Origin of the sequence: Rickettsia rickettsii (genome assembly GCF_001951015.1) — a bacterium.
GTDB classification, from domain to species: Bacteria; Pseudomonadota; Alphaproteobacteria; order Rickettsiales; family Rickettsiaceae; genus Rickettsia; species Rickettsia rickettsii.
The window spans coordinates 691,194-704,604 of sequence record NZ_CP018914.1; the positions used below are offsets into that span (position 1 = coordinate 691,194).

Sequence of the window (13,411 nt, forward strand, 5' to 3'; positions counted from 1 at the left end):
CTTTTTATTTTACTCATTGTAAAATTATGTTATAAATACCATTTTTATTAATATAATTATCTTAATAATTATGCTGTGGCGTTTAAGAATTTTATCATTTTACGGATTATTATCATTATTTACATTTATTTTTTTTCTTATATGTTACATACCAGTAACATTTTTCAATGTCAACTATCAAATAAGATATAGAATTGCCATTATCTTTTCTTATGCTTTTGTGTGGCTTGCAAAAATTTGTTGCGGTTTAAAATATGAAGTAGAGGGGCTTGAGAAATTACCGAAGACTATTGCAATCGTCGTGTCTAATCACCAATCCTTTTGGGATCAAATGTTTATGCAACTGATTATTCCTAAACATTCTTGGGTATTAAAGCGTGAATTATTTAATATACCCCTGCTTGGTTGGGGACTTCGGATGGTTAAACCTATTGCAGTTGACCGTGGTACTAATAGCTCGGTTGCTCAGATTTTAAGAGAAGGTCAGGAAAAAATAAAAGAAGGATTATGGTTAATAATATTTCCGGAATCAACTAAAGTTCCGCCTGATAGAACGGTAAAATTTAAACCAAGTGCCGTAAAGCTTGCTTCAATTACTAAAGTTCCAATTGTGATGATAGCTCATAATGCCGGTTTATTTTGGCCTAGAGGTTTTTGGTTTAAGCAACCTGGAACTATAAAGATAAAGATTATAGGTGTAATAGAAAAAGAAGAAATAGAGCAAACAGACGTACGTATACTTAATGACAAGGTTGAGCAAATTATTAACAGTGAAAAGCAAAAATTATTAAATTAATATTAGGTTTTAACAATAATTAGTATTATCATAAAATTACAACTTAGTTCTTGTGGAGGTATTTATGGTCAGGACAACAGCATTAAAATTAATTGCGGTTATCGATAGTAAGCAAATGATGCTTTACGACGCTCAAGGAGTTAAAATTACTACTAATACACCTTTAAAATTATCTTTGGATTTAGAGGAGCATCACCACCATAGAGAAAAAAGACAAAGCCTTTACCAAAATAAATCTACACCGGCTTCGTTGTTTGAGCCGCATACTTCGCTAAAAGATATAGTACATAAAGAAGCAGCAAGGAGCGTTATTAAACATTTAGAGAAAGTAACTACTGCTGATCAAGCTAAATATAAGGAATTGATTATTGTAGCAGAACCGCAAATGCTTGGATGTGTTAGACAAGAACTTAAAAACGGTCTAAAAAAGATGATTACTAAAGAAATTGCTAAGGATTTAGTGCAACATAGCGTAGATGCAGTGGAGCGAGCAGTATTTTCTTAGATAATCTTTATATGTCATTCCCGCGAAACCGGGAATCCAGTAAAACCTATAAAAAACTTGTTTTTTTAGGTTTATTTTGTCAATAATCTGTAATTTTTATACTAGTATTAAGGTGATCCTTTCTAGACTCCCACTTTCGCAGGAATGACATAGAAGTCGTACAACAAGCTTTTTAGTCGTTTGTAATGATGATACAAATTAGGTGCCTAACTTATTAAATATTTCTTTTGTATTATTTGCGATAGTTAAACCAATTTGCTTATCTGTATTCTCAAAAGTTTTTATAGTCTTTTCATTAGGAATCTTAATATGTGGTTTGAAAGGCAAACCATTTATACATTGAGTTAGAAAAATATCCTCATGGCTTCTGACATAGTCATCCCCATTTGCTTAAATATTTCTACTGCTTCAAGTTTTATATCTGCTGAAACGCGTAATCTAATATCTACTGAATATAGCTCCATTCAGTTATTATTATCCGCTATAGTCAAATGATTTGAATTCACTTACATAGTCTCTCGTCGCTTTCCGATTATTATAGGCTGCGCTTCTCGCTCTTTGTAATTACATCCAACTGATTTGACCACAATTTTAGTATATATGGCGGCATGCGTCAATACACTCATATTTTAATTCAGAATAGTTGCACTAATAAGAAAAAGTGGTAAAATATCATATCGAACAAATTAAATATTATGAATAATTATGCCACAAATTTATTTTAACGGTCCGGAAGGACGAATTGAAGGAAGATATGTAAAAGCTACCGCGCCTAACGCCCCTATTGCATTAGTTCTTCATCCTCATCCTTTATATGAGGGTAATATGAATAATAAAGTAGTTTATAATGCCTATAAGATTTTAGCAGATAACGGTTATACAGTCTTACGTATTAATTTTAGAGGAGTAGGGGGATCACAAGGTAAATTTGATAACGGAGTCGGTGAAGTGGTTGATGCGGGGGCAGCTCTCGACTGGTTACAGCAGAATAACCCAAATGCTCAGTCTAATCTGATATTAGGATTTTCTTTCGGAGCATGGATAGCTATGCAACTTGTAATGCGACGTCCGGAAATAAATCATTTTATTGCTATTTCACCGCCGGTTAATACAATTCATAAATATGACTTCTCATTCCTCTCACCTTGTCCTATTCCAGGATTTATATTACAGGGAGATAATGATAGTATAGTATCGGCAGATGATGTAAAAGACCTAGCAAATAGATTATCTAAGCAACAATCCCATATTAAAGTTGATTATAAAATTATCAATGGAGCTGACCATTTCTTTCGTTATAAAACTGAAGAATTTTCTAAAGCAATAAATGCCTATTTAATAACAATTCAATCTAATTATCATCACCATAGTAATAATGTAAATGAAGAAATTAGTAAGCACCCAAAGAAATTATTTTTATATTAGTTTTTGTTGTGTGGTTCGGCTTATCCGTCATTGCAAGCAGGCGTTGTTGCAGGTACCCAAGTCGTCATGGCGAGGAAATTGCGTAGCAATTGACGAAGCAATCCAGTAAAAATTCTGATTTACAGAATTTTTTTATCACCACGTAGCCTACGGCTGCTTGCAATGACGACTCGGTATCCACGCAACAATATCTCGTGGGAATAACATAAAAGAATCCATATCACAACATCTACAATTCTAAATAAGCTTCTATTGCTAAAATTAATATTTCATCTTTTTTAGCATCTAACTCTTGAGTTAATTCTTCATAAATTTGCCTATCTGATAGAGAAGTGAATTTTTTAAATAGCTGCACTAATTTTAAAGAAGGGATAATACGAAAAGCATCTTTTAATATTTTGATCTTTTTATTAACATTAAGCTTATTATTTAAATTAAAGTAAAATTCTAGTAATTCGTCGTTATAAAAATTTAAATCTACAGCCGTTGCCAAATAATCTATAGCATTAGCCGTATTATTACTTTCTATTTCTTGCTTCACTGCTAATAAATAATACTCAGCAATTTCCGGCATAGACTCATGTTTATGAAATTTTGCGAGCTTATTCGTTATAAAAATAAATTTTGTCCATAGAGAAAGTCTAGCATAACAACGCATTAAAGTAATTAAATTGTCAATATCAAGTTCATTGAAATTATAAGCCTTGGTTGCGTAATTTTCTGCTTTCTCATAAAAAGATTTATCATAATAAAGTTTTGCTAGATTTTTGCTACCGTAAAAAACAAATTCTTTAGATGTAATAAGTTTTTGAAAATAGGAAATTTTTCTATCTACATCCTCTTCAGTTACGGCTAAGATTAAATTATGGAATTCTTGTGAATCTTTTAGATCCTCAGAAGATAAATTTTTGCGAGCAATAGAAGCAGATTTAGCTTTATTATTCATAATATATTCGGCAAAAGCTAAAATTAAAGCATATCTACCATGATTAATTTTTCGTTTACTAAAAATATTATGTATTTTAGATGGTAAATCGATAATTAATATTAGAAATCTAATGACAATAAAACAAGAAATTAGTAATAAAAGACCTAAAATAAGACTAAAGAACAAGTTAGTCTCTATATTATAATCATATAAACTAATAAAAACTTTTGAATCAAAGCTCTCTATAAAAGTAAATCCGAAATAAAGCAGTAAAAAAGTAGCACATATTAATAATAACCTAAACATCTTTATTTACAAACTCCTGCATAAATTTTTCTGAATAAAGACAATCGATTAGATAGTTTAAGTTCTCTAAAATTAGAGGTTTATCTTGTTCTTTTATCATCATAGCAGAAGGTTTTTTTTCAATTTTGATAAACTTCGCCAGCCACTTATGGTTGGTAGGAAAAATTACTTCCGTACTACTTGATTTAGAAAAAAGATAATTATTATATGCTTCTAAGTTATTTAAAATATTCCTTATATCTTGAGGCAGCAGACGGGACTTTACTATTCTTAGTTCTTTACTATAATCCTTATCTTGCATGAAATTATATACTAATAGATTTACATTTAATAAGTAATTAATATAGTCAAGTGATACCCATACGCCTACCTCATCACTCGTCGCTCTCCTATTAGTTATAGGCTTCTTCGCTCCTTGTTCCTTGTATCCGAATGAAGCTGAATTGACTACAGTTTCTAATTTTGGTTCTACTAAATTAGTCGGTGCTTCAGGAAACTTTAAAGAACTTACGTAATTTAAAAGCGACTTGGTAGATAATAGAGGAGCTGCTTCCTTTTCTTCCAGGGTAGTATTTTCTTTATTTTCTACTGCTTGATCAGGAATTTGGCTTAAATCCTTATTTTCACTTTTAAAAAGTTTTAAAATATCGGATCTATTATGATAAAGAGTAAAAGAAGATAAGACAAATATTACTATTGCTATAAAAAAGATGTTTTTGCTTTTAAATAAACTATCGAATTTGTGCATTTTCAGATAATAACTTGATTATATCGTTAAGGTTTTGATCATCACAATAAACCACATTTTTTATAAAAGGTCTAACTATATTTGCAACTTTCAAACTTATGGCTACAACTAAACTATCTTGTAAGTACTCTAGTAAATTATTTTGTAGTAATAATTTTACTAAAGTCCTAGCACTATTTTGAGAATAAAGTAATATAAAATCAATATTATTTTTAAATGCTTTTATAATAGATACGGGCAGCTCATTCAAATATTCTACATTATAAATGATATGTCTAGCTATTTTGCTAGGTAAATCTTTAGTAATTTCATTTGAAGATAAATATATAGTCTGCTCATATAAATCAGGAGGAAAATGCTTAATCAAATCTTCCACGTTTTTAGCAGTATACATTACTTTCTTGCCTAATAATCGTTTTGACTTACTACCTACTACCCAAATATCTTGTTTTAAGTTATGACCGGTTAAGATACTTGCTGCATATTTACTAGTTATTATTATATTTGAGTAATTATCTAAAATAGCGATATTAAAATCTAGAGTTTTATATTTAATTAAAGGACAATGAATATCACGTAAATCTAAATTATATTTACTTATTTCCTTTATAGTTTCATTATTTTCTTCAATATGTCTAGTTAATAAAACCGATTTCATACAATATTTGTACTCCAATATAAAAAGCAACGGCCCAAATAATAATAGCAGCTATTTTATTAATTATAGTGAAAATCGTACTACTTTTATTTAGCTTTCTAATATTATAACCTGCAACTGCTAAAGAAAAAAACCATATCCAAGATATAAGTATGCAAGTTAAGGTAAATATAATTTTTGCAATACCGCTATACTTTAAAGCACTAATACCTATTACTATAATCGTATCCATAATTGCATGCGGATTTAATATTGACACCGATATAGCAAATAAAATTTGTTTTTGAGCTGAAAAAGCCCCGGAATTCATTGTAAGATCAATAGGCGGCTGATTCCAAGTATTATATCCCATATAAATTAAGAAAATAAATCCAACAATAAATATAGATAATTTTAACCAAGAAATTTCAAGAATTAACAAAGATATCCCAAGAACTGCCATACATATAAGCATAGTATCACATATTGAGGCTGCAATTATGCTAGGTAAAGCCTTGCTAAACTTTGGCTGTGTTGCTCCTTGATTGAATATAAAAATATTCTGTACTCCGAGCGGCACTATTAAACCGAGAGCTAAAACGATGCCATGTAAAAAAGCACTTAATATATCATTATTCATTTAAATAGCCATTTTATATACTAGAGCTATGCTCCAAATTGTTACTGCTCCCATTTTATTAATTATTTTTAATATTATAGCATTTTTATTTAATTTTCTAATATTATAACCAATTATTGCCAATGATAAAAACTATATACAAATAAACATGTAAATAATTTTAATGTCATTTCCTTGATATTTGTAAAAACCAATATTTAATATACTCATTATATATGGGTTTAATATAGATAATATTGATATCACAATATAGAAACTAAACTTTGTTTCTACATAGAAATAGGCTAAGGTTCTATTGTTAAATTAAAATATGATTGATGCCAAGTATTATATTCCATACAGATTAGCAAAATAAATCCAATTATGAAAAGAGGTATTGTTATATCAAATCATAAAAATAAAGAAGAAATCATGATTGAAAACGATTATATGTATAAGTATATTATAACATAAGCAACAATTACACTAGGTAGAGCTTTTTTGAAGCTACGATATTTTGCACTGTGATTTAATATAAAAACACTTGGTATAATGGAAGAAATAGCAAAATACGGTATTAAAAATATTATACTTAATATATTCATTCATTATTGTAATTTAGTTTTTATTTTTAATAAAATTAATAGAGACGGAATAGTTATAATAGTAGTAAATAAAAAGAAATTTTGCCAACCGAAATTTACTACAATATAGCCTGAAATTATAGGAAAAATTGAGCGCGAAATCCCCATCATCGATGAAAGAAAAGAATATTGAGTAGCTCGAAATTGACCTTGACAGAGTGCAGAAATAAAAGCGATATAAGCAGTCATTGTCATACCGCCGGTAATACTTGCTATTCCTATCGTAATAAATAATAATAAAGAATTTTTACCGTTTATTTCAAGAAAAATAAATAAAATATGTCCTAAAGCATGAATAATACCAAATAAAAATATACTATTTAATATATTTTTATGTTTCATAATAACCCCGCCGACAAGTCCACCGATTATAGCTCCTACAACTCCACAAAACTTTCCAACGCTTGCTATTTCAAAAGCATCATACTCAAGATGAAGCAAAAACGGATTAATCATAACATTAATTAAGTTATCCGGTAACCTATATAATACTAGGAAAATTAATATAAGAATAATGAAATAAACAGAACCTATAGGTTTTAACGCATTATATATAAAATTTATTATGTTTTTTTTATTTTGATTATTTTTTATATCATTCTTGATTATCTGTATATGTATGTTCTCGTTTAAATAACAATACTTAATTCCTACAATCAATAAAATTAAATAAATAAATACTAAACCGGCAAAGATTTTATATATTTCATTAAATGTTAAATAAATAGATAAATAAATAGCTCCAGAACCGGCTAAAAGCATACCGACCCGATAACCGAATATATATATTCCTGAAGTAAACCCAAGCGATTCTTTAGGTACTATTTCCGTTCTTAAAGCACTTAATATAGTATCTTGTGCAGCACTAAAAAAAGAAATAATTAAAGCTGTGAAAGCAAATAATAATAGATTAGTACTAGGATCTAGAAAGCTGAAAATATATATAAGAAATATCAATGCACTACTAGTTAAGCAAATCCAAGATAATCTATGACCGAATATTTTGTTTAAATATTTAATTTGCACTGAATCAAAAATCGGTGCTAACAAGAAATTAATAGAGTAGGGAAGCGTTATGAATGATAATATACCGATTGTTTGCAGTGCTATATCTTCTTTAGCAAGCCAATAATTTAAAGTATTACCGGTCATCATTAGATTAAAACCGCTAATAAGCCCAAACAACCAAATAATACATAAACGAGAGTTATTTAACATGAATTTATATACTTCGAGTAAATGAAAAATTGATAGACGAAGATCAACTTCAACAAGAGCAAGGAGTCTATAAGGCAAAGAGCGGAGCGTATACTTAATACGTGAGCACCGCAGAGCTTATGAAACAACATAGCCAATTTTTGAAGTTGATCGAGTATATATGCCTTTAGCTCTCAGTGCCTATAGGCTTAATATGCAAAAATGTGAGTCTTCTGTTGATTTGCAGCATGTAATGTAATCATGTTATTTTAATGTCTCAATATCTTTCTTATCTAATTTTGTTATTTTCATAATAGTTTCTAAAGAAAGCCCTTCTTTTTTCATTTCTTTAGTCATAGTAATTTTCTCTTTTTTTCTACCTTCTTCAATACCTGCTTGTTTCCAGCTATGAGCTAAGCTATTCATAAGGTTTCCTCCTAATGCAGGGTTTAAATGCGATTTGAGTATTTTTTCTATTTCTATTTTATCATTTTCCCTAATCTGATTCAAGGTGTAGAGGACAAAATTAGCTCTATATAATCTATACCGATATTAACTTTAATAAATTCTGGTAAAAGATCAGCTACTTCTTGCCATCTCTTTAATAAATCTCGTTTGTGGATCTGTTTTAAAAAAAAACTGCAAGATTCCAGACCAAGCTTTTTCTTTTAATTTTTCATCAGAAATATTTTGAACATTAATTAACTGATAATCATTAATCCATATGTATTTTTTACAAGTTCACTGTTTTCAAATAACTCCCATAGATTAGTCATAAAGTGACAAAAGAATGTAAGAGAAATATAGCTAATTCTTATAAAAATAGCGGGGTAGTATTTTTAAACTTAAAAAATATGCAAAAAACGCAAGATAAAAATATGCTTTTAAAAACTTTACAAAAGTCAAAATGTGATTTTTCTTTTCCTAACTAAGATTTATTAAATCTTATCGATGAGATGGAACTGTTTTACATATTTTTAGACTCAAAGCCCTTATTTTTCTTATTTCATTTTACACTATGCAGGACCTAAGCCATGGACTACCGATAAGCAGGAATTATGGAAGACAAATCAGGACAAATTAGATAAGATCACAAAATATTACTGGCGATATCAAGAAATAACACCTTGGAGTAGTATAAATTAATTATTTTAATTGACTTTAGCACTTAAGAGATTTAAAAGTTAACTTTAATATGTAAGGTTACAATAAAAATGTTACCGCCTAAAATTTTCTTTGAAAAAGTTAAAGAAATAATTTGGCCTATAGAAAGGAAAGAATTAAAGCTATTTATACCTATGGCTTTAATGATGTTATGTATCCTTTTTAATTTTGGGGCTTTAAGATCTATCAAAGATAGTTTAGTAGTACCCTCTATGGGGGCTGAAATTATTAGCTTCTTAAAATTATGGTTAGTATTACCCTCGTGCGTAATTTTTACCGTACTTTATGTTAAACTTAGTAATAACTTAAATTTTGAATATATTTTCTACATTATAGTCGGCAGTTTTTTACTATTTTTCTTATTATTTGCCTATATTATTTATCCAAATCAAGATATTTATCATCCTAATGATGAAATGATAAATAAATTAATTGCTTCATACCCTCATTTTAAATGGTTTATTAAAATAGGTAGTCAATGGAGTTATGCACTGATGTATATTTTCGCGGAATTATGGAGTGCAGTAGTCATAAACTTAATGTTTTGGCAGTTTGCCAATCACATTTTTGATACTTCTAAAGCTAAAAGATTCTATCCCGTTCTTGGAATGGTCGGTAATATCGGTCTTATAATAGCAGGCAGCGTACTTGTCTTTTTCTCAAGCGGGCAGGACGTCATTGATTCAGAATTATTACCGGATGCTTTTAATTTATCTGTTGGAAATGCTATAATGCTTAAGCCAATCATGTCAATTATTGTTACTGCAGGAATAATTGCTATGCTTCTATTTAGAATAATAAATAGATTTATTTTAACAGATTCCATAAATGTTTTAGATGCAAAAAAAGTTACAGCTAAAATGAAAACAAAACTTTCGGTAATTGAAAGTATCAAATTAGTAATGCACTCAAAATATATAGGTCGTATTGCCTTATTAATAATCTGTTATGGATTATTAATAAATATAGTTGAAGGACCTTGGAAAGCAAAAATAAAAGAATTACATCCCAACACTATAGAATATGTTAACTTTATGGGCAGGTTTAATATTTGGATGGGGATATCATGCGTTACTTTCATGATAATAGGCAGTAATATTCTTAGAAGACTCGGTTGGTTCATTTCGGCATTATTAACTCCTATTATGTTGTCTATTACTGGCTTGATGTTTTTTATCTTTATAATTTTTATTGAAGAAATAGGAGAATGTTTCGGTGATTTTAATCTTCTATATGCAGCGATTATTGTTGGAGCAATTCAGAACATACTGAGTAAATCGTCCAAATATTCATTATTCGATTCAACAAAAGAAATGGCGTATATTCCTTTATCTTTAGAGCTTAGAACTAAGGGAAAAGCTGCCGTAGAGGTAATAGGTACTAAATTCGGTAAATCGCTTGGAGCATTTATACAGTCTTTGATATTTATTATTATTCCGACTGCTACCTTTGATTCTATTATAATATATTTATTAGTAACTTTTATAGTTATGATGAGTTTATGGATTTGGAACGTTATAAAATTGAATAAGGAATATATAGAGCTGTGTAAGTAAACGTCATTGCAAGCGGGCATTGTTGCGTGCAGTCGTAGACTGCATGGCAATCTCATGCAATAATAACAAACTCCTGAGATTGTTTCGTCAAAATTTTCAATTTTTCCTTGCAATGACGAAAAAACTTATCCATACAGCAAAAGAAAATCACACTATAATACCGATTTAAAGATGAAAAAAATTCTTAAAATAATATTATTTATAACTATCTTTATTATACTCGCATATAGTGGGTTGTGGTTTACTATTATGTTCTCTTTATCACACTCTATAAATCAACAATATGCCGGTACCAACCTTAATATAGAAGAGGCTGATAATAATCCTAATCAGCAATATCTTATTAAGTTTTCTAAAGTTCAGCCATATGGTTTCCCTTTCAAATTAGGTATTTCAGTAATTAATTGGCAAGAAGAGAGTATTAATAGAGTAACTGAATTTACCACACCGATAAATATCGGTTATGATTTACTTAAGCAGAAATTATTTATACATTTTTCCGGAGAAGCATTCGGAAAATTTAAGCCGGTTCAAAGAGGCTTTGGAGTAAGATTTTATAATGAGAACTGTATATTATCAACAAAAATACCGTTAAATTTTAAATTATTTGAAATAGTACGATTTAAAAAAGATTTATTTGAAGTTATAAATTTAATAGAAAATATTAAATTTACTTCCGGTAAAACAGAAATTTTTGACTTAGTCGATAATCAAAAATTATATGAAGAAGATCATACTATACTTACTATGTTATTTGACAAAAGTAAGTATTACACAAGTAAACAGGATTTCCTTGATAACATACCGCAAAAATTAGCAATTTATTATGAAACCGAAATAGTACAAAGTAACCTTGAAGATAGAATAATACCTGCCGGCTTATTATTATATAGACCCGCTTGGAATAATAATTTCAAATTTTCCGGTAATTTCTTGATTAGTACTAGTAGTGTGAATTTTAAAGATATTGCTAAAGATTTAACAATTGAAGTTACTAATGCAAAAATCAATAGTAATAACTTTGAAAATAATATTAATTTATTATATAAAGGTAAGTTAAACGATTTCGGCAATAATAATATTGATCTTTTGGTAGATTCGCAATTTAAGCTAAAACCTGGTTTTATAATAGGTTCATTAGAATTTATAAAGAAATATTACGATAAGCAAACCTATTTATTTAAACTTTCTGATAATAAGCTATATAAAGATTTTAATAATGAACTAAGCTATATTTTAAATAATAATAAACAATATAATTTTAGTATTTTTGAAGATAGGGAATATAATTTTAATTTAAATATTAATTTAGTAACTGAATTAAACAAATTAACTAGAGCACAGATAAATGCTTTAAGTCTCTATTCAAACGCATCGGGATTTAATATAACAAATGAAACTATAGTAAATGCTCTTAAAGATTCTTACAGTAAAGGTACGATAATAATTAATAATTACTCTAGAATAATAGATGTTTTAAGTGCATATATATACGGAGTAGGGGATTTTAAAGATTTTTCGGAAGAGAGTAAGGAAGTATACGGGAATGCTTTGAAATCATTTCTAAAAACTATTTCTGATCACCCGAATTCATCTAATTTAATTGATGCTAGCATTGAGTATGTGTTTGATTTGTCCGATTTAAACAAAGCTAAAATAGGTAATATAGATGATATAAATAAACTTATACCTTTATATTATTTATCTTTATATCAAGCAGCAGTAAAAAAAGTGCAACCCGGTGAAAATGTAAAAGAAAAAATTATGGAGTTAATTCCTAATGTTAATCAAAAAATATTAGAGGAATGTATACTCGATGAACTGCGTTAATCATCATTGCAAGCAACTGAAAGGAGCGTGGCAATCTCAGGATTTTGGCACGAGTATAAAAATACCAACCATGAATATTATAGTAAAAATACAGCAAGATTTAAAAGATGAAGTAACTAAGTTAAACAATTTAATCATTAGCTGTTTAAAAAGTGATGAAGAGTTAATAGAAAAGGTCGGTAAATATTTACTAGAAGCAGGAGGTAAAAGAATTCGTCCGCTTTTAACTATAATAACTGCTAAAATGTTTGATTATAAAGGCGATAATCATATAAAGCTCGCAAGTGCCGTTGAATTCATTCACACCGCCACATTGCTTCATGATGATGTGGTAGACGACAGTACTTTAAGAAGATTCAAACCTACGGCTAACGTTATTTGGGGCAGTAAAACAAGTATTTTAGTGGGTGATTTCCTCTTTAGTCAGTCTTTTAAGTTAATGGTAGCTTCCGGCTCTATTAAAGCTATGCATGTTCTAGCTAAAGCTTCAGCAATTATTTCCGAAGGGGAGGTAGTACAGCTAGTGAAGTTAAATGAACGACGTATTATAACTATAGACGAATATCAGCAAATAGTTAAATCTAAAACCGCCGAACTATTTGGAACTGCTTGTGCAGTTGGAACTATTATAGCAGAGCAGGTAGACCATATTTCTAAAGATATGCAGGACTTTGGGAAATTACTCGGTACGATATTTCAGGTTATAGATGACTTGCTTGATTATTTGGGTAATGATAAACAGGTAGGCAAAAATATTGGCGATGATTTCTTAGAAGGAAAAGTTACGTTACCGCTGATTTTTTTATATAATAAGTTAGCGCAAGATAAGCAGCTTTGGCTTGAAAATATAATTAAATGTGATAAGCGTACTAAAGATGACTTTGTAAAAATACATGACTTAATGGTAAAGCATGAAATTTACAATGAAACAGTTAATTATTTGAGTAACTTAGAAAATGCAGCAAGTAAGTTATTAAATAAAATTCCGGTTCAGAATATTTATAAAGACTATTTGTTTTCGATTATTAAATTTATGTTGGATCGCTCTTATTAGTT

15 protein-coding genes are annotated in these 13,411 nt (G+C 29.0%); 6 read left to right on the forward strand and 9 right to left on the reverse strand.

The genetic code is table 11. The annotated features are described in order from the left end of the window. Positions 1-70: 70 nt before the first annotated feature. Positions 71-796 carry a lysophospholipid acyltransferase family protein gene (locus BTU51_RS04105; RefSeq protein ID WP_012262415.1) on the forward strand — a complete coding sequence of 242 codons (726 nt, stop codon included), beginning with the start codon at positions 71-73 and terminating at the stop codon, positions 794-796. 64 nt (positions 797-860) lie between these two features. Then, positions 861-1,301, forward strand: a complete 441-nt coding sequence (locus BTU51_RS04110) for a host attachment protein (RefSeq protein WP_012150896.1) — start codon at positions 861-863, stop codon at positions 1,299-1,301. 198 nt (positions 1,302-1,499) lie between these two features. On the opposite strand, the gene BTU51_RS09985 is transcribed toward BTU51_RS04110, so the two are convergent. Both BTU51_RS09985 and BTU51_RS09260 read right to left on the reverse strand, forming a co-directional pair. Beyond that, entirely contained in the window at positions 1,500-1,628 is a 129-nt protein-coding gene (locus BTU51_RS09985; protein WP_012262417.1) for a hypothetical protein, read from the reverse strand. A gap of 17 nt (positions 1,629-1,645) precedes the next feature. After that, positions 1,646-1,765: a type II toxin-antitoxin system RelB/DinJ family antitoxin gene (locus BTU51_RS09260; protein ID WP_012262418.1), complete on the reverse strand. Its 120-nt coding sequence runs from the start codon at positions 1,763-1,765 to the stop codon at positions 1,646-1,648. A gap of 241 nt (positions 1,766-2,006) precedes the next feature. Here BTU51_RS09260 and BTU51_RS04120 point away from each other — a divergent pair, with 241 nt between their 5' ends. Continuing rightward, positions 2,007-2,726: an alpha/beta hydrolase gene (locus BTU51_RS04120; protein ID WP_012150898.1), complete on the forward strand. Its 720-nt coding sequence runs from the start codon at positions 2,007-2,009 to the stop codon at positions 2,724-2,726. A 229-nt stretch (positions 2,727-2,955) separates the two neighbouring features. Here BTU51_RS04120 and BTU51_RS04130 read toward each other — a convergent pair whose 3' ends face one another. The 7 genes from BTU51_RS04130 to BTU51_RS04160 all read right to left on the reverse strand — a co-directional run bounded on the left by BTU51_RS04130 (position 2,956) and on the right by BTU51_RS04160 (position 8,315). Further along, positions 2,956-3,960: a tetratricopeptide repeat protein gene (locus BTU51_RS04130; RefSeq protein WP_012150899.1), complete on the reverse strand. Its 1,005-nt coding sequence runs from the start codon at positions 3,958-3,960 to the stop codon at positions 2,956-2,958. Then, positions 3,953-4,708 (reverse strand): palindromic element RPE2 domain-containing protein, encoded by a 756-nt coding sequence (locus BTU51_RS04135; protein WP_012262420.1) that lies wholly within the window; start codon positions 4,706-4,708, stop codon positions 3,953-3,955. Before BTU51_RS04135 ends, BTU51_RS04130 begins: the two co-directional genes overlap by 8 nt. Further along, complete coding sequence (locus BTU51_RS04140) at positions 4,692-5,366, reverse strand: uroporphyrinogen-III synthase (RefSeq protein ID WP_012150901.1); 675 nt, start codon at positions 5,364-5,366, stop codon at positions 4,692-4,694. The genes BTU51_RS04135 and BTU51_RS04140 overlap by 17 nt, the downstream gene beginning before the upstream one ends. Next, positions 5,344-5,985 carry a LysE/ArgO family amino acid transporter gene (locus BTU51_RS04145; protein WP_012262421.1) on the reverse strand — a complete coding sequence of 214 codons (642 nt, stop codon included), beginning with the start codon at positions 5,983-5,985 and terminating at the stop codon, positions 5,344-5,346. The genes BTU51_RS04140 and BTU51_RS04145 overlap by 23 nt, the downstream gene beginning before the upstream one ends. Continuing rightward, on the reverse strand, positions 5,986-6,108 hold the full coding sequence (locus tag BTU51_RS04150) for a hypothetical protein (protein WP_012150903.1): 123 nt from the start codon (positions 6,106-6,108) through the stop codon (positions 5,986-5,988). It abuts the gene before it with no gap. Between the two features lie 464 nt (positions 6,109-6,572). Next, positions 6,573-7,826: an AmpG family muropeptide MFS transporter gene (locus BTU51_RS04155; RefSeq protein ID WP_014362480.1), complete on the reverse strand. Its 1,254-nt coding sequence runs from the start codon at positions 7,824-7,826 to the stop codon at positions 6,573-6,575. Between the two features lie 243 nt (positions 7,827-8,069). Beyond that, positions 8,070-8,315, reverse strand: coding sequence for an RpnC/YadD family protein (locus BTU51_RS04160; RefSeq protein ID WP_012150905.1), 246 nt, complete (start codon positions 8,313-8,315; stop codon positions 8,070-8,072). A gap of 704 nt (positions 8,316-9,019) precedes the next feature. Between BTU51_RS04160 and tlc3 the strand changes: the two genes are divergently transcribed. The 3 genes from tlc3 to BTU51_RS04190 all read left to right on the forward strand — a co-directional run bounded on the left by tlc3 (position 9,020) and on the right by BTU51_RS04190 (position 13,409). After that, positions 9,020-10,525 carry a nucleotide exchange transporter Tlc3 gene (gene tlc3 / locus BTU51_RS04180; protein WP_012150908.1) on the forward strand — a complete coding sequence of 502 codons (1,506 nt, stop codon included), beginning with the start codon at positions 9,020-9,022 and terminating at the stop codon, positions 10,523-10,525. Between the two features lie 171 nt (positions 10,526-10,696). After that, positions 10,697-12,355, forward strand: a complete 1,659-nt coding sequence (locus BTU51_RS04185) for a hypothetical protein (RefSeq protein ID WP_012262423.1) — start codon at positions 10,697-10,699, stop codon at positions 12,353-12,355. 70 nt (positions 12,356-12,425) lie between these two features. Next, on the forward strand, positions 12,426-13,409 hold the full coding sequence (locus tag BTU51_RS04190) for a polyprenyl synthetase family protein (RefSeq protein ID WP_014362358.1): 984 nt from the start codon (positions 12,426-12,428) through the stop codon (positions 13,407-13,409). The last annotated feature ends 2 nt before the right edge of the window (positions 13,410-13,411 follow it).